This window comes from Photobacterium kishitanii (genome assembly GCF_000613045.3).
Classification (GTDB): domain Bacteria; phylum Pseudomonadota; class Gammaproteobacteria; order Enterobacterales; family Vibrionaceae; genus Photobacterium; species Photobacterium kishitanii.
The window spans coordinates 1,026,625-1,044,239 of sequence record NZ_LN794352.1; the positions used below are offsets into that span (position 1 = coordinate 1,026,625).

Below are 17,615 nucleotides of genomic sequence, written 5' to 3' on the forward strand. Positions count from 1 at the left end.
GATAATAATCTTAGGGAGAAGATGATGATGGAATATAAACAACCATTACGTATTGGTGTCGGTGGGCCTGTAGGCTCAGGGAAAACAGCGTTGCTAGAAGTATTATGTAAAGCCATTCGTGATAAATTACATATAGCGGTGGTGACCAATGATATTTATACCCAAGAGGATGCCAAGATATTAACTCGAGCTCAAGCATTGGCACCAGATAGGATCATCGGTGTTGAAACAGGGGGCTGTCCGCATACTGCTATTCGTGAAGATGCATCAATGAATCTAGCCGCAGTGGAAGAACTGGCCCAGCGGCATCAGAACTTAGATGTGGTATTTATTGAAAGTGGTGGTGATAATTTAAGTGCGACATTTAGCCCTGAACTGGCTGATTTAACGATTTATGTTATCGATGTTGCTGAGGGCGAAAAAATCCCTCGCAAAGGTGGGCCCGGGATCACCCGTTCCGATTTATTAGTGATTAATAAAATAGATCTAGCGCCTTATGTTGGTGCATCACTTGAGGTTATGGAAGCCGATACTCAAAGAATGCGACCTACAAAACCTTATGTATTTACTAACCTTAAACAAGCTCAAGGCCTCGATACTATTATTGATTTTATTCTGACTCAGGGAATGTTGACCTTGCAGAAATAAAAAAGAACCCCTTTAAGTTACTCTAGATAAAATAAAGGGGTTCGTTATATTGTTTAGCTTGAATAATTAATTATGAGGTGAGTTTCTTCACGGTCATTAATTCATCTTCGTCATCTTGTGCTAATTGTTCTGCGGTTGCTGGTGGGCAGCGATCCACAAACCAGCCCATGTAAGACGTTACAATCGTCACGATAATACATACAAAGCTTAGCCACATGAATGGTGCGTAAGAGAAGGTAGCAACACCTAAGATACTTGCCATGTAGATACCGTTATCACTCCACGGCACCATGCCTGAGGTGAGCGTGCCACCAAACTCAGCATTACGCGATAGGTTTTTACGCTGATAACCTAAACGGTCATAGTTCTTAGCACAAATCTTAGGCGTTAGAATTAATGATACGTACATTGCTGAACCAAATACGTTACCTAAGAAAGCGGTCGCAATGGTTGATACTGCAAGACTACCTGCAGATTTTACTTTACGTTCAAATAAGCGTGCGATGGTTTGCAATACGCCGACTTTATCAAGTAAGCCACCAAAACCTAGACCAAAAATAATTACCGCTACTGAACCTAGCATTGATGACATGCCACCACGGTTCAAGATTGCATCAATAAACTCAACCCCAGAGCTAATAGAGAATGGCGCCCAAGCTGCGTTGATAGCTTTAAGCGGATCCATACCTTGCACCATAACCGCCCATACAATACCTAGTAGTGAGCCAAATGAAATCACAGGGAAAGACGGTAAACGGAAAGCTAATAATACGAGTACGATAATGACAGGGATAAACGATAATGGTGAAATAACAAATTGTTTATCCATTGCCGCAATCACAGAATCTACTTGTGACATATCAATACTGCCAGCGTAGTGGAAACCAACAGCAGTAAATAAAATAGCAGTGATGATATAGCTGATCAGTGCTATTGGTAACATACCTTTGATATGTTCCATGATTTCAACGTTAGACATTGAAGAAGCAAGGATCACTGAATCAGAGAGTGGTGACATTTTATCACCAAAATAACAGCCTGAAAGTACCGCACCTGCAGTCATTGGTGCTGGAATACCAAGACCTTGGCCAATCCCCATCATTGCTATACCAGCAGTACCTGCAGCTCCCCAAGATGTGCCTGTTGCTAATGCCGTTAATGAACAGATGATCATTGTTGCAAGCAAGAAAATGGAAGGGTGGATAGCTTCAAGGCCATAGTAAATAATGGTTGGTACAATGCCGCCAGCAATCCAAGTACCGACGAGTGAACCAACGGCTAATAAGATCAGTACCGCACCTAAACCGTTAGCAATGCCTTTTGTTGCTGCTTTTTCTAACGACTTATAATCGTGTCCGAGTTTAATACCTAATGCAATAATCACAAACCAACCGATGTACAGCGCCAGTTGGATTGGCAAATTCAATTTTGAGGTAAAAGAGAATGCAAGGGCAAGGAAAATACCTAGGGCAATAATGACTTGCATTACTGAGGGTAGTTTCACTATTGTCTGTTTTTCCATACTTCTAACCTTGTTTTATCGAGCTTGTTGAAATTGGGTCCAACCCAACCAATCAATACTATTTATCATTGGTTTTTAAATCGGATTGAAAAAGACAGCGACTGAAGCGGCGTTACTTTAGCAAATTGATTTATCACCGTGATAAATAATGTTTCTTTCTGTGATCTAAGTCTTTTTGCTACAGATCTTTCGTAAAACACTGACTTTAGTTGTTCTTTTCGTGTTAATTGATGGTTCATATGTTGTGTTTTATGTTTTTTGTAAAGTCGTAGTGTATCTATAAAAATCTCACAAAAAGCGATAGATAAAGTACAAAAATCTATTAATTATAATAGTTACGAATTATCTAACCACTTACTCACGATGGTGAAGATTATCAGGGAAAGGCTTTTTTTTCAAAGTTATGCCAACACTAACTTTTTACTAGTTTGATTGCATATTTTAGAAATAAGCTCTTTAATTATACATTAAAGCTTGTTTTTGAATGGTTTTTGGTTGTTTTTTGTGCGTTTATTTAAGGCTTAGACCATGATAATAAAACCTAATGTGACTGATAAGAAACTCAAATGATAATCAAACGATAAAATATGGTTAGGTTTAAGCATCGATATTTTTTTATTTATAATTGAAAATTATGCTTGTTTTTAATCCCATTAATCTCTATAGATGGATAAAGAAATTTCAATACCACAGGGAGTGTAGTTGCAAATGATGACAGTAGGTTTAGTTGGTTGGCGCGGCATGGTCGGTTCAGTATTAATGCAGCGCATGGTAGAGGAAGGTGATTTTGCTGTTATTGATCCGGTATTTTTTACTACATCACAGGTCGGTTTAGCAGCCCCTAATTTTGGTAAAGATGCTGGTGTACTACAAGATGCGTTTGATATTGAAGCATTAAAGCGACTTGATGTTGTGATTACATGTCAAGGCGGTAGTTATACTGAAAAAGTGTATCCAGCATTACGTCAAGCGGGTTGGAAAGGCTATTGGATTGATGCAGCATCGACACTACGTATGCAGCCAGATTCAATTATTACTCTTGATCCGGTTAACTTTGATCAGATCCAGCAAGGTATTCATACCGGTACCAATACTTATGTTGGCGGTAATTGTACTGTGAGTTTGATGTTGATGGCTGTTGGTGGCTTATATAAAGCCGGACTGGTTGAGTGGATGACATCACAAACTTATCAAGCAGCATCAGGTGCTGGCGCTAAGAATATGCGTGAGCTAATTAGCCAGATGGGGGTGATTAATGATTCTGTTGCTAGCGAGTTAGCTAATCCCGCCACATCGATTTTAGATATTGATCGTAAAGTCGCGCAAACATTGCGTGCTGCAGATTTTCCTGCTCAAGAATTTGGTGCGCCATTGGCTGGTTCATTGATTCCATGGATTGATGTGAAGCGTGATAATGGTCAAAGCAAAGAAGAATGGAAAGCATCTGTTGAAACCAATAAAATTTTAGGGTTGCAAGATAGTCCGATTCCAATTGATGGTACTTGTGTGCGTATTGGCGCGATGCGTTGTCATAGCCAAGCGTTAACATTAAAGCTCAAGAAAAATGTACCACTTGATGAAGTTGAAGCGATTATTGCATCCCATAATGATTGGGTAAAAGTGATCCCTAATGAGCGTGAGATTACCGTTCAAGAATTAAGTCCAGCAAAAGTAACAGGAACATTATCAGTCCCAGTTGGTCGCTTGCGTAAATTAGCAATGGGTGATGAATACCTGAATGCATTTACTGTCGGCGATCAGTTACTTTGGGGGGCTGCGGAGCCATTACGTCGAACGTTGCGTATTTTACTGGCCGAAAAAGGTTAGTTATTATTGAGCTCTAATTAAGAGATAAAAAAACGCCTGCAATGATGCAGGCGTTTTTATGAGTAAGAGGTTATTTTATTCGCGCCTCTTAATGGTTTTTCTTACGCCAACCTCGACCCGATAGTAGTGAGTTTAGGACATCTTTCTCTCTTAATTTGCTCATACCAACATAAGCCACGGGTACGACAAACAATGAGAAGAAAGTACCTGCGATTAAGCCTCCGACTAACACTAAGCCAATATTAATTCGACCTAATGAACCAGGACCGGAAGCAAACGCTAGCGGTAATGCTCCTAAGATCATTGTCAGTGATGTCATCAGTATCGGCCGTAAACGGGATTGTGCACTATGACAAGCAGATTCAATTGCTGATTTGCCCAGCTTGCGTTGTTCGTTAGCAAATTCTACTAATAAAATACCGTGTTTGGTGACTAATCCGACTAAGGTTAATAAGCCTATTTGTGAATAAATATTAAGACTTTGCCCAAATGCCCACAAGGTTAAAACCGCACCGACAATACACAAAGGAACTGTTAATAAGATCACCAATGGATCAACAAAGCTTTCAAATTGCGCTGCTAATATTAGATAAATGAACACCAATGCCATCAAGAACAGGGTTTGGGTTCCAGCTTGAGAGTCAGTGAGTTCTTTTACTATTCCAGCATAAGCATAGCTTTGTGAGTCTTGCAGTAACGACGGAATATTAGCATCAACAAAATCGCGTACTTCACCAGCGGTCACCCCCGGCATTAGGGTGGCTGTGATCTCGGCGCTATCTTGTCCCATATAAGTTTTAAAGGTCGATTCAGATGTGACTTGTTTGATAGAAACAAATTCTGACAGCGGAATATTCTGACCAGATTCTGAAGCAACATATAACTTATCAATAATATCAAAGTTACCTAAGTCTTTACGATTTACCTGCACTCTAATCGGGTAGGTATAACCATCATCTGCTTGTAAGTCAGCCGCTTTTAATGAACCAAGGAAGGTTGATAGTGCATTGGTAACGTCCGTATATGCGACACCTGATAGAATAATCGCATTACGGTTAATGGTCAGATCATAGCGAAGCTGATCTCGTAATAATGAACTCTTAACCTTGGTTAAACCTGGGTAATCATTAAGCTTTTTCACAATCGTATTTGCTGTATCGGTTAGCTGCTTTTTATCACGATCAACTGTTTTTATTTCTAATACTAAGTTGGTAGCAGCATTTAAACCATCAGCAGAACGAACACTAAATGACATGCTATATGCTGATAATGTTTTAGATGCTTTATCCGTTAGCTCTGCCACCACTTCCGCTGCGGTTTTAGTGCGCTCTCCCCACGGCTTTAACAAGATATGGTTCGTTGGCTGTGCTTCAATATAAGATAAATTCGCGGCAACGCTGTCATTACCTTCCATAACCGTATTTAGCTCGGCATTATGCTTAACATGGTAACGACGACCTACACCGGTTGGTGATTCTGAGCTGCCATCAATAAAACCTGTATCTTCAGTGGGTAATAACACTTGTGGCATTGACCAAATAGCAGCTCCTGAGAGTGCAATTAATGCTAATGCCATTGCTGCCATGATTTTTTTACGTTCAAACCACTTCGCTAATTGTTTGACATAAGCTTCTGAAAGCTGGTGGAGCTTGGTATCAACTTTAACAAACCATTTAGGCTGTTGAGCGATAGGCTTAATTAAATAAGCACACATCATTGGTGATAGTGTTAGCGCGACAATGCCTGAAATGATGACTGAGGCTGCTAACGTGAAGGCAAATTGACGGAATAAATCGGCGGTCATGCCTGACATTAAACCGATAGGTAAGTAAACCGCAGCCAACGTCATCGTCATTGCGATAACTGGGAAGATGATTTCCTGACTGCCTTTAATGGCGGCATTAAATGGAGTGTCACCTTCTTCAATATGACGATAACAGTTTTCAACTACCACAATGGCATCATCGACCACTAAGCCGATAGCTAAAATAATGGCGAGAATAGTTAATACGTTAATGGTAAAGCCAAGGTATGACATCACCGCAAATACACCAATAATACATACTGGAATAGTAATTATTGGAATAGATGCAATGCGCAGCGAACCTAAAAAGAGCACCACAATAATTGATACTAAAAACACCGCTTCAATTAAGGTATGAAAACCTTCATCAATTGCAGCTTGAATGAAGTCGGCTTGGTTATACACCATCTCCATGGTTAAACCTTGCGGTAAATGTTGCTGCATTTTGGTAATTTCAGCTTTTACTCGTGCTGCTACATCAACCGGATTTTCACTTTTGAGTGGCAAAATTTGCAGTGACATTGCGGTTTCGCCATTCACTTTCAGCACACTTGGCGTTAGACTATTTTCACCCATTTTGACATCAGCAATATCCTTAATTCGAATGATATTGCCATCATCAACTCGAATCACTAGATCTTGCACATCTTTAACACTTTTAACCTGAGTGACTGGGTTAATTTGGAAATTACGCGCCTCACCAATAATTTGACCGACAGTAAATGATGAACTGTAAGAGCTGAGCGTGGTGACAACATCGGCAGCTTTGACATTGAGTGCCATCATACGATCGGGATTGAGCCAAACACGCACCGCCTTAGATGCTCCACCATAAGGCCCATATACTGCACCGACACCTTCGACGTGGCGAAATTGAGGTTTAATTTGTTGGCTAATGTAGTCAAACATTTGCTGGGGGGTCATATCGCCTTTATTGATAAAGGTAATAATATTACTGGCTGAACTTTTATCTGATGAGTCATCAGTGACGGTGGGTTTATCGACCATACTTGGTGGGAAATCAACAATAGACTCAATGCTACTACGCAATTTATTCATTAAGTTGGCGTAATCTACATCACTAATGCTGTCATCAAATTTTACTTTTAGCGTACAGCCACCTTGAACACAATCAGTGGTCATGGTCTCAACATTTTCTAATCCTGTTGCCGAGTTGATCAAGCGTGTAGCGACGTTACGCGACATAAAATCAGCACTAGCCCCATCAATTTTTGCGCTGACAGTTGCTTGTGGCGAATTATGTTCAGGAAAATATTGAATCGCTAATTTTTGGAATGAAAATAGACCAATGAGTACAATCGCAATACTGAGCACCGAAGCAAAAACAGGGTGCCTAATACAAACCTCAGGTAGTTTCATTGTTAGACTCCGTTACTGGCTTGTCCGTTGCTTGTTTATCTGTTGCTTCTACTACTGGAGTGATAGGTTTTGAAGGATCAGTGACCTTCTTTTTGGGTGGTTGTGCCGGAGCATCAGCAGTAGATTGTTGAGTTTTGATTATATTGACTAAGGCTTCGTTATCTAATTTTTGTTGCCCAGTAACGATAACTTTATCATCAACGTTAAGGCCTTTTTCTACGACGACATAACCGTTATTAATATTGTCACCAAGAGTAATATAATGCTTGGTTGCGATATTGTTATCATCAACTAGCCACACATAGCGCTCGTCGTTGTGTGCCATAATTGCATTTTGTGGTGCGACAATGCGTTCAGTACGACCATTTACCATTTGACTGATTTTGGCAAACATTCCTGGTGCGAGAACATGGTTAGGGTTTTTAATTAAGGCGTGAATAGCGACTCGACCTGAGCTTTTATTAACGGCAGGGGCGACGTAATCAACCACACCAGGGAAGCTCATATTTTTATAGGCTTCAACCGTAATCGTTACAGGCTGGCCTTTTACGGCTTTACCAAGATCATTTTGACTAATGGTATAGGTAACTTCGACCGGATCTAAATTATAGAGGCTGACTAAGGTTGTGGCTGGATCAATCATACTGCCCGCTGAACGGGAGAAGGTAGTGAGTTGGCCATCAAAGGGAGCGCTAATAATAAAATCTTTTAGTATTGCTTGTTGTTGACGATAGTCTGCAGCGGCAAGATTCGCTTCGTCTTGCAAGCCTTCAATATCTTGTTTTGATAGTGCTCCAGGTTGCTTCTTCTCTAATGCTAGCGCTCGTTTTACCTTATTACGGGCGGTATTTAATGAGCTACGGGCTTTATCGAGATCGGCTTTGGGTTTACTGCTATCAAGTTTAGCTATTTGCTGACCTTTAGTAACGGTATCACCATCTTGGTAATTAATTTCAATCAGTTTTCCAGCGGTACTAAACGTGAGTTCTGCTGACTCTGTGGCATTAATTTTACCCACTTCATCAAGGGTCGTTACGAACTCTTTAGTCGAAATAGGCTCAACAGTGACAGGGATTGCTTGCGGTTTAGTTGTTTCGTTTTTAGCATAAGCAATACCACTGAAAGTTAAGATGGCGACGGTGAGTGCTGCGATGGGGAACGTTTTATAATACACGCTTAGTAACTCTCGCTTGGATTATGAGTGATGAACAATCATACAGAGAAGCAATAATAAGCATGTCAAAGTTGAGTTAATTGTTTAAAAGTATGAACAACTAAATGTATTATAAGTAAAGTATTGGTGTTTTATATGTTTCATTATGAGAGGAAATGTTACTGCTGGAGTGACTGATATATATTTATGATCATGATGCTATAAAAAAACCCGCTTCAATAATGAAACGGGTTTTTTGTTAATCTAAGATATTACGCTGCTAGATTTTTAGCTGCGAAATCCCAGTTAACAAGTGCCCAGAATGCAGCCATGTAATCAGGGCGAACATTACGGTAATCAATGTAGTAAGCGTGTTCCCAAACATCTACTGTTAGAAGTGGAGTCATTTTTAGACCTTCTTCTGCAATAGGGCAACCCGCATTTGAAGTGTTAATGATTTCTAATGAACCATCTTCAGTTTTAACTAACCATGTCCAGCCTGAACCAAAGTTATTGATTGCAGAGTCGGTGAATTTAGCTTTGAATTCTGCGAAAGAACCAAATGCTTTAACGATTGCATCTGCTAATTCGCCAGTTGGCTCACCGCCACCATTTGGACTTAGGCAATGCCAGTAGAATGTATGGTTCCATACTTGAGCTGCGTTGTTGAAAACACCACCAGTAGAAGTCTGTACGATTTCTTCAAGAGATTTTTCAGCAAGGTCAGTACCTTCTACAAGACCGTTTAGCTTAACAACGTAAGTGTTGTGATGCTTACCGTAGTGGTATTCTAGCGTTTCTTGAGAGATATGTGGCTCAAGAGCGTTGATTGCGTACGGTAGAGCTGGTAATTCAAATGCCATTGCTCAATTCTCCATTTTAATTTTAGTTGTTTGGGCTTATACCCACGACATTACTTCTAGTAGACGTTGACGGCTACTTATTATTTGAATCTGACCGTTTTATTTTAGCAAGTTTTTAGTTTATTAAAAGCATTAAGCTTAAAAAAATACCCTATACCTCGTTATTGGCAACGTCAATAACCACTTAATAGATATCAATATAACTAAGATTGCGCTTTATTGCTTAAAAGAGTTGCTCAACATAATTTGAAAGTATTTTTATTGGTGACGATAACCAAGTAGAATGGTAGGGTTTATAACAAATGATTATTAGAATCGAACGAGGAAGCTATGGAAACTATCGATAAAATTAAACAACAAATTACAGATAATGCTATTTTGTTGTACATGAAAGGCTCTCCAAAATTGCCAAGCTGTGGCTTCTCATCACAAGCATCACAAGCGTTAATGAATTGTGGTGAAAAATTTGCGTTTGTAGATATTCTTCAAAATCCTGATATTCGTGCAGAATTACCAGTCTACGCACAGTGGCCAACATTCCCACAATTATGGATTGACGGTGAGCTAATTGGTGGTTGTGACATTATTTTGGAAATGTTCCAAAAAGGTGAGTTGCAGGCTTTAATTAAAGAATCTGCAGCTCGTCGTGATGCGCAAGCAGCTGAGTAAGTTTGTCCTTTAAGTGTGTTATTTAGCACTTATAAAAAAACCGCCACTTTTTAAGTTGGCGGTTTTTTTTGTTTTAATTTTTAGCCGTAAATAGTTATAGAACCATTGAGGCTAACCAACCAAAGGCAATCAATGGCAAGTTGTAGTGGATAAACGTAGGTACTACAGAATCCCAAATATGATCATGTTGACCATCTGCGTTCAGACCTGAAGTTGGACCTAAGGTTGAATCAGAAGCTGGAGAGCCGGCATCACCAAGGGCTGCAGCAGTACCAACGATAGCAATGGTTGCCATTGGTGAGAAACCAAAAGATAAACATAATGGTACATAAATCGTGGCTAAGATTGGAATAGTCGAGAATGACGAACCAATCCCCATGGTGACTAATAGACCTACGACTAACATTAATAATGATGCTAAAGGTTTGTTGTTCCCAATAATTGCTTCAAGTGAGTTAACTAAGGTTTCAACGCCACCGGTGGCTTTCATTACTGCCGCAAAACCTGCCGCTGCAATCATAATAAAGCCAATCATCGCCATCATGTGGACACCTTTAGTGAACACATCGTGGGTTTCTTTCCACTTGATAACGCCAGTAAAGGTAAACACCATAAAACCGACTAGACCACCGACAATCATTGAACCACTGTAAAGTTGTGCCCCTAATGCAGCAAAAATTGCACCGATAGCGACATAAACATGGCGCATATCGATGACTTTTTTCTCTGGCTCACTGGCAAGAATTTTTGCTACTGAATATTCACGTGGCTTGCGGTAGCTTACAAAAATAGCAGTTAATAAACCGAATACCATGCCACAAGCAGGTAATATCATTGCTACAGGCACTTGGCTTGCGACAACATCTAAGCCATTGTCATGTAAGTTTTTAAGTAAGATATTATTTAAGAATATTCCACCAAAACCGATAGGTAGTACCATGTAAGGTGTCACTAAACCAAAGGTTAATACACAGGCAATTAAACGACGATCAAGTTTAAGCTTGGCAAAGACATGTAATAGCGGTGGAATAACAATCGGAATAAAGGCGATATGGACAGGGATAACGTTCTGAGAAGAAATGGCAAGCAATACTAAAATGATAAGAACGCTATATTTTACACCTGTAGCCGCCGCGATATTTTCATGGCCGCTGATGCGTTTAATAACTTTTTGAGCAAGGACATCAGTAATGCCTGAACGCGAAATTGCGACGGCAAAAGCACCTAACATGGCGTAGCTTAATGCTGTTGTTGCACCACCACCTAATCCACCTTCAAAAGCAGAAATAGCATCGGTAAGAGATAAACCACCGATGAGACCGCCAATAATGGCACTAAATGTAAGTGCGACCACAACATTGACTCGCATTAAGGCGAGTACAAGCATGATACATACTGCTATAACGACAGGGTTCATAAAACATTTTATCCGTCTGTTGTGTTTGGTTGTGTTGCTGCTTCTGTTGTTACTATTAAAATCAATGAAACATTCAACATAAGGTAAATGAGATCTATATCTCAATAATCACAGTTTGCTTGATTTTTTGTATTTGTCGAGGAATAAATGCACTAAGACAGCAATCCTCTATGGTTGTTTTAATGATTTTTTAATACTTTATAATTGAAGTGATGTTATTTAAAAAATAATCGTTCTTTTACGGTTTTTATCAAATACTTATAAAATAAAAGCCAGACGTTACGCTTAACATCCGGCTTTTATAATCAGAGTATAAAAGGGGGAACTTAAAAAGTGAGACTATATTGCAGGCCATATAGCCATGCATCGGCATGGGTGGTGGCATTCAGTTGTGGGGCTCCAGTAGACAATTCGGTGACATTAACATCTTTACCCGTTAAATAAGTGATCCCAAAATCGATATTGGCGTGTGGATTAAGATGGTAACTGAAACCACTGGAAAACCAATTACGATCCGAATCAGGTACTGAGATTGAAGTTAGTTGATCTTGAGCACTGGTATCATACATATAACCTGCACGTAGAACCCATTTTTCATTTAAAGCGTAAGTTCCACCAACAGCATAGTGCCAACCATTTTGCCATTGATATTCTTTAATAGTGGTATTGCCAGTCGTTTCTAACTGGGTGAAGCTATCCCAACCTATCCATTGAATACTGTAATGCAAAGCAAATTTATTCGTGAGTTGGTGGAAGCCTGAAAACTCGATGATATCAGGTAATGGGATTTTCAATTTTTCATTGTTTAAATTAAAAGGCTTACCTTGGGATGCATTAGGAATATAAGTGATATCACCGTCGGCTTCTAATGTTGGGCTATAGCGATAACTTAAACCAAAGCGGTGGTTCTGGTTTATTTCATACACCGTACCGAGATTGAAACCGACGGCAAAGCCATCAGCATCAATGTCTACGAGATTAGTTGTACCTGTTAGTGCACTAGGCAATGGCGATAAATCACGTCCTCGAGTAAATTTACCGTGCCCATAGATAACATCAATCCCCGCTCCGATACTAAATTGAGTATTAAACCGATAAGCTGCACTTAAACCTAAATTAATACTTTTAACTTCTGTCGTTCCACCATAAATATCAGCGCTATTTTTCAATGTACCAGGTAAATTCCCTCCATAATTATTGGGAAATTTAGTTAGGGTTCCAAAGTTTGAATAGAGTGATGCACCGAGCGCAATATTTTCATTTACAGGATGGATATAGTAAATATTAGGTACATAGCTAACATCACCGATAGATGCATTTTCAACGGGAAATGACATTATTCCTGCCGGTGTTGGGGTTGTGATACTGGTGTTTTGAATATTGATATCTGAATTAATAGCAATGAGGCCTAAAGATAAAGCCGGGGTGGTAAACAAAGTCATGGCGGCTGGGTTTTTTGCCATCACAGATGCATTATCTGCAATAACCGCATCACCAGAAAATGCGCGTCCTAATCCTGTGGCTGATTGTGAGTTTAATTGAAATCCAGCTGCGTGTAGGTGTAGAGAAGTAAGGGTTGCGATGATTGTGAGGGTAAGGTGTGTTTTGTTTATTAACATTTACATTGCCTCTCTCAAAATAAAAATATTCTATGTATGAATATAAAAATATTATGTAGAGAAAGTATAAGTCCATATTGGCAATGTGTTAAATTTTATGAGTATTTGTTGTTATTTTGGTAAGAAGCCCATTTATGATGGGCTTTTATGCTTGCCATTACAGTGAGGCGTTACTGTGTTTACTCAGCGTCATTCTCTTCAGTGTGAGGTGTGCACAGTGGCCAACCACCTAACTGTTTCCATTTATTGACGATTTTGCAAAATAGTTCTGCAGTACGTTCAGTGTCGTATAAAGCAGAGTGCGCTTCACGATTATCAAATGGAATTTCTGCTGTTTGGCAAGCTTTGGCAAGTACTGTTTGTCCAAATGCCAACCCACTTAATGCTGCAGTATCAAAGGTCGCAAACGGATGGAATGGATTGCGTTTCAATTTAGCGCGCTCTGAGGCTGCCATCACAAAGCTATGATCAAAGGTAGCGTTATGTGCCACCATGATAGCTCGTGTACAGTCAGTGTTTTTTTGTTCTTTTCTTATTTGCTTATAAATTTCTTTGAGTGCAACTTCTTCTGATACCGCACCGCGTAATGGGCTAAATGGGTCACGGATACCATTAAATTCTAGTGCTTCTTTATGTAAAATAGCACCTTCAAAAGGGGCGACATGAAAGTGAATGGTCGTTGCCGGCTTTAACCAACCATCTTCATCCATTTGTAAAGTGACAGCACAAATTTCTAATAAGGCATCTGTTTTTGAATTAAAACCTGCAGTTTCAACGTCAATGACGACAGGAAAGTAGCCGCGAAAGCGACTTTTTAAGGTATTGAATTGGTTATCTTGGCTCATAGTACTGCTGTCAAAATAATAGGATTAGATATTATGGCAGATTAACGACCTAATTTCATTGCTGTTAAACCACTGAAGTTCGATTTGATGAGTCGATAATTCGATAGGTTAAGAGAAGTCTAAAGCTCACATCATTTATGCCGATATAGAGGTATAACATTGTAATCGTCGTTGTATTATTTTCTTTTAGTTTGGTTATAAAATGAATTCAATTGAATTACTAACACCTTGGTTACGAATTGGATTGGTGATGAGCCTGCTGTGCATAATGCCGACAGCGGTGGCTAAAAACTATCTAGCATTACCAAATCAATCACAGTGGCAGTTGGTTGTTGATAGCCCTTTAGAGTGTCGTCTAAACCATGTCATTCCAGGCTACGGTAATGCGCAATTTTCAGCCTTTTCCAGTAAAAAAATAAACCTTCATTTTGAGTTGAAAATGAATCGTCAGCTAGGGGCTACACGTAATGTTAAGCTCACATCGATGCCTCCATCATGGATGCCGGGGGATGCGGCTTATGCGATGGTTAATTTAAAGTTTTTTAAGCAATTCGATGGTTATATTGAAGGTAATACCGCTTGGAGAATGTTAGCTGAATTAGAAAATGGACGTAATCCTACTTTTAACTATAAAAATTGGCCAGTGCAGCAGCAACGTCAGTTAGAAGTTGGTTTGTCAGCGGTGAATTTTAATAAATCGTATCAACTCTTTAGTCAATGTCTGAATAATTTAATGCCATTTAGCTTTGATGATATAGCATTTACTATTTTGCACTATAAGTCCGACAGTGATGAATTGAATAATATGTCGCAAAAGCGATTGGCGCAAATTGCGGATTATGTGCGTTATTCTGATGATATAGATTTAGTATTAGTGGCTGCCTATAGTGATTCAGCACAGGGTACAACGGAAGGATTACGTTTATCTGAGCAACGAGCCGCTAAAATCGAAAGTTACTTTAAAGGCTTAGGTTTGCCCGAAAACCGAATTCAAGTAGAGGCGCACGGTAAGCGGCGTCCGATTGCTGATAATTCAACCCCTGTTGGTCGCAATCAAAACCGTCGAGTCGTTATTTCGTTAGGACGTAGTGAAGTATAAGTTGTTTATTATTGCAATGTTAATCCTCCGTTGACATTATATTACTGATAACGTTTTATGATGGTGAAGTTAATTATTGAATAAGGACTTGGGTATGAATAAGCGTTTGCTCATTGGTATCGTGATTATTATCGTTGCTATTCTTGGCATTAAAATGTGTACAACGGGTGTTGAAAAAGCGGCGACAGATACCACTAAAGAGGTGTTAAACAAAGTAGTTAAAGCTAATTTGAAACCAGTTGCGGAAGCGATAAAGAATCAGCAACAGTGTAAGCCTGGGGCTGCTACCGCATTACAAGCACTTGGACATGAAGGTCAGCCTTTAGCACGAAGTATGGCCTATATCGCATTAGCCCAAGAAAGTTATTTGCAAGACGATAAGCAAAAAGCACAAATAGAATTACAACAATCGTTAGATGCCAGTGGTAAAAAAATATCACCTCAACAGCGTGATGAATTATTGCAAGGGTTAGCGAAAGGTGCGGCAGAGCTAGCAGCTAAGCGTAAACAAAACGGCTTTAATATTGACTGTCAGCCATTGTAATTAATTGATAATAAATATTAAAAAAAGGAGCATATTGATGCTCCTTTTTTATTGTCGTGACATTTATTACTCTTAACTGACTGTGTTAATTTTAGATTTCTACTTTGTCTTTATATTCACACAAGTCTTCAATAATACAGCTACCACAGCGGGGTTTACGTGCAATACAAGTATAGCGTCCATGCAAAATAAGCCAGTGGTGGACATCAACTTTAAACGCAGCGGGTACTACTTTTAGCAGTTTTTCTTCTACTTGTTCAACATTTTTTCCCATAGCAAATTTGGTGCGATTACAAACACGAAAAATATGGGTATCAACAGCAATTGTTGGCCAACCAAAAGCAGTGTTTAATACCACATTTGCAGTCTTACGTCCGACACCGGGTAACGCTTCTAATGCTTCGCGATTTTCAGGAATTTCACCCTGATGTTTATCGAGTAAAATACGGCAAGTTTTGATGACGTTTTCAGCTTTAGAATTAAATAACCCAATGGTTTTTATATATTGTTTAACACCATCAACCCCAAGATCAAAGATAGCTTGGGGCGTATTAGCGATAGGGTAAAGCTTATCTGTGGCTTTGTTGACACTGACGTCAGTCGCTTGGGCTGATAGCAACACCGAGATTAATAGCTCAAACGGTGTTGTCCAATGAAGTTCAGTTTGTGGGTGTGGATTTTCAGCTTGTAATCGTTCTAATATCTGAACCCGTTTTTGATTATTCATAGTCTTTCCTGACAAAACGTAGTGTAAATATCACCATGATTGTTGAGGGTGAGCACCGAACGGTAATAGTTACAATTATAATTATAGATATATCAATAGTAAAAACTGGCCCGAAAGCCAGTTTTATTATTTGTACATGACAACAGCAATATTACTTAACATCAGTAATACGAGCACGTTCTACTTTTGGCTGTTGCTGTTCTAACGCTGATTGTTTATCGGCTTTATGTTTATCAATAACATTTTTCACAGCAATCATGAAGCCGACACCAAGGAAAGCACCTGGTGGTAACATCGCCAGTAAAAAGCTACTGTCAAAATGAAATATTTGAATATGCAGTACTGATGCCCAATCACCTAATAAGCGGTTTGCACCATCAAACAATGAGCCTTTACTTAAAATCTCACGCATCGCACCCAGTAAAAACAGGGCTGATGTCATGCCTAGCCCCATCCATAAGCCGTCTAAAACAGCAGGTAATGGCTTATTTTTAGATGCAAAGGCTTCAGCTCGACCGATAATAATACAGTTAGTTACAATCAAAGGAATGAAGATACCTAATGACTTATACAAGCCGTAAACATACGCATTCATCAATAACTGCACGCAGGTTACCAATGAGGCAATGATCATTACGAATACAGGAATACGTATTTCTGACGGCACCCATTTTCGAATGACAGAAATAGTAAAGTTAGACATTACCAATACCATAGTAGTGGCAAGCCCTAACCCTAGCGCGTTAGTTGCAGTTGAGGATACCGCTAATAATGGACATAAACCTAACAGTTGTACCACTGTTGGGTTGTTGTACCATAAGCCATTTTTCATCAACTCTTTATAGGATGTGGTCATAATTACTCACTCGGACAGTCTAGTGGCTGGCTCAGAATTTGCTGTTGATTATCTTGCCAGTACAACGAGATATTTTTCACTGCTTTTACAACAGCACGCGGGGTAATAGTCGCGCCTGTGAATTGATCAAATTCACCGCCATCTTTACGTACATGAAATTTAGGATCATTAGCACCATTAACGCGTTTACCAGTAAAACTATAGATCCAATCACTGACAGAGGTTTCAATTTTATCACCAAGTCCTGGTGTTTCATGCTGCTCTAAAATACGCACACCTGTTATAACGCCTTTCGTATCAAGTCCGACAATCAGTTTAATCGCACCGCTATAACCATCGGGTGCAATACCTTCAATAGCAATCCCTGTTGGTTTGCCATCTTTAGTCGCGATATAAGCAGGCATAGCTGTTTTAGTGCCGATATATTGTAGATTTTTTACTAAAGTACAGCTTTTATAGAGCAAGTTGTCATGGCTAGTAACCGGAATAACTTGGTTGAGAGTATCCAGTAATTGTTGCTGCTGTTGTTCAAAAATACGATCGGCAGTGAAATAGTGAGTCAGAGAAACTAGTGCTGTTGATAGCAAAGCAAAAACGGCTAGAATCAGACCGTTTTTTTTCATTGATTTAAACATGGGCATA

General features: G+C 39.4%; 15 protein-coding genes. 5 read left to right on the forward strand and 10 right to left on the reverse strand.

Annotated features, from left to right (window positions below):
* Window positions 1–24 precede the first annotated feature (24 nt).
* The gene (gene ureG / locus PPBDW_RS05130) at window positions 25–648 is read left to right on the forward strand and encodes an urease accessory protein UreG (RefSeq protein WP_036793820.1); all 624 of its coding nucleotides are present in this window, start codon (window positions 25–27) and stop codon (window positions 646–648) included.
* A 70-nt stretch (window positions 649–718) separates the two neighbouring features.
* Here the strand turns inward: ureG and nhaC are convergent, their stop codons facing one another.
* Window positions 719–2,170: a Na+/H+ antiporter NhaC gene (gene nhaC / locus PPBDW_RS05135; RefSeq protein WP_036793822.1), complete on the reverse strand. Its 1,452-nt coding sequence runs from the start codon at window positions 2,168–2,170 to the stop codon at window positions 719–721.
* A gap of 711 nt (window positions 2,171–2,881) precedes the next feature.
* On the opposite strand from nhaC, the gene asd reads away from it, so the two are divergent.
* Window positions 2,882–3,997 (forward strand): aspartate-semialdehyde dehydrogenase, encoded by a 1,116-nt coding sequence (asd, locus tag PPBDW_RS05140; protein WP_156312898.1) that lies wholly within the window; start codon window positions 2,882–2,884, stop codon window positions 3,995–3,997.
* An 88-nt stretch (window positions 3,998–4,085) separates the two neighbouring features.
* Here the strand turns inward: asd and PPBDW_RS05145 are convergent, their stop codons facing one another.
* The 3 genes from PPBDW_RS05145 to sodB all read right to left on the reverse strand — a co-directional run bounded on the left by PPBDW_RS05145 (window position 4,086) and on the right by sodB (window position 9,197).
* The gene (locus PPBDW_RS05145) at window positions 4,086–7,181 is read right to left on the reverse strand and encodes an efflux RND transporter permease subunit (RefSeq protein ID WP_036793825.1); all 3,096 of its coding nucleotides are present in this window, start codon (window positions 7,179–7,181) and stop codon (window positions 4,086–4,088) included.
* A complete protein-coding gene (locus PPBDW_RS05150) occupies window positions 7,168–8,355 on the reverse strand; it encodes an efflux RND transporter periplasmic adaptor subunit (RefSeq protein WP_036793826.1) in 1,188 nt (395 codons plus the stop codon). The genes PPBDW_RS05145 and PPBDW_RS05150 overlap by 14 nt, the downstream gene beginning before the upstream one ends.
* A 251-nt stretch (window positions 8,356–8,606) precedes the next feature.
* Window positions 8,607–9,197, reverse strand: coding sequence for a superoxide dismutase [Fe] (gene sodB, locus PPBDW_RS05155; RefSeq protein ID WP_036793827.1), 591 nt, complete (start codon window positions 9,195–9,197; stop codon window positions 8,607–8,609).
* Window positions 9,198–9,527: 330 nt separating this feature from the next.
* Between sodB and grxD the strand changes: the two genes are divergently transcribed.
* Window positions 9,528–9,866, forward strand: coding sequence for a Grx4 family monothiol glutaredoxin (gene grxD / locus PPBDW_RS05160; RefSeq protein ID WP_036793828.1), 339 nt, complete (start codon window positions 9,528–9,530; stop codon window positions 9,864–9,866).
* Window positions 9,867–9,960: 94 nt separating this feature from the next.
* Here grxD and PPBDW_RS05165 read toward each other — a convergent pair whose 3' ends face one another.
* The 3 genes from PPBDW_RS05165 to rnt form a co-directional block, all read right to left on the reverse strand.
* Window positions 9,961–11,283, reverse strand: coding sequence for a Na+/H+ antiporter family protein (locus tag PPBDW_RS05165; RefSeq protein ID WP_036793829.1), 1,323 nt, complete (start codon window positions 11,281–11,283; stop codon window positions 9,961–9,963).
* 326 nt (window positions 11,284–11,609) lie between these two features.
* Window positions 11,610–12,902, reverse strand: a complete 1,293-nt coding sequence (locus PPBDW_RS05170) for an outer membrane protein transport protein (RefSeq protein WP_036793832.1) — start codon at window positions 12,900–12,902, stop codon at window positions 11,610–11,612.
* Window positions 12,903–13,081: 179 nt separating this feature from the next.
* Window positions 13,082–13,747, reverse strand: coding sequence for a ribonuclease T (gene rnt, locus PPBDW_RS05175; RefSeq protein WP_036793834.1), 666 nt, complete (start codon window positions 13,745–13,747; stop codon window positions 13,082–13,084).
* A 202-nt stretch (window positions 13,748–13,949) separates the two neighbouring features.
* Here rnt and motY point away from each other — a divergent pair, with 202 nt between their 5' ends.
* Window positions 13,950–14,846, forward strand: a complete 897-nt coding sequence (gene motY, locus PPBDW_RS05180) for a flagellar protein MotY (RefSeq protein WP_054261991.1) — start codon at window positions 13,950–13,952, stop codon at window positions 14,844–14,846.
* 94 nt (window positions 14,847–14,940) lie between these two features.
* Window positions 14,941–15,390 carry a hypothetical protein gene (locus PPBDW_RS05185; protein ID WP_036793837.1) on the forward strand — a complete coding sequence of 150 codons (450 nt, stop codon included), beginning with the start codon at window positions 14,941–14,943 and terminating at the stop codon, window positions 15,388–15,390.
* Window positions 15,391–15,481: 91 nt separating this feature from the next.
* Here PPBDW_RS05185 and nth read toward each other — a convergent pair whose 3' ends face one another.
* The 3 genes from nth to rsxG all read right to left on the reverse strand — a co-directional run bounded on the left by nth (window position 15,482) and on the right by rsxG (window position 17,608).
* Window positions 15,482–16,117 carry an endonuclease III gene (nth, locus tag PPBDW_RS05190; protein ID WP_036793840.1) on the reverse strand — a complete coding sequence of 212 codons (636 nt, stop codon included), beginning with the start codon at window positions 16,115–16,117 and terminating at the stop codon, window positions 15,482–15,484.
* Window positions 16,118–16,268: 151 nt separating this feature from the next.
* Window positions 16,269–16,973, reverse strand: coding sequence for an electron transport complex subunit E (locus PPBDW_RS05195; protein ID WP_036793842.1), 705 nt, complete (start codon window positions 16,971–16,973; stop codon window positions 16,269–16,271).
* 2 nt (window positions 16,974–16,975) lie between these two features.
* A complete protein-coding gene (gene rsxG / locus PPBDW_RS05200; protein WP_036796293.1) occupies window positions 16,976–17,608 on the reverse strand; it encodes an electron transport complex subunit RsxG in 633 nt (210 codons plus the stop codon).
* Between the last annotated feature and the right edge of the window lie 7 nt (window positions 17,609–17,615).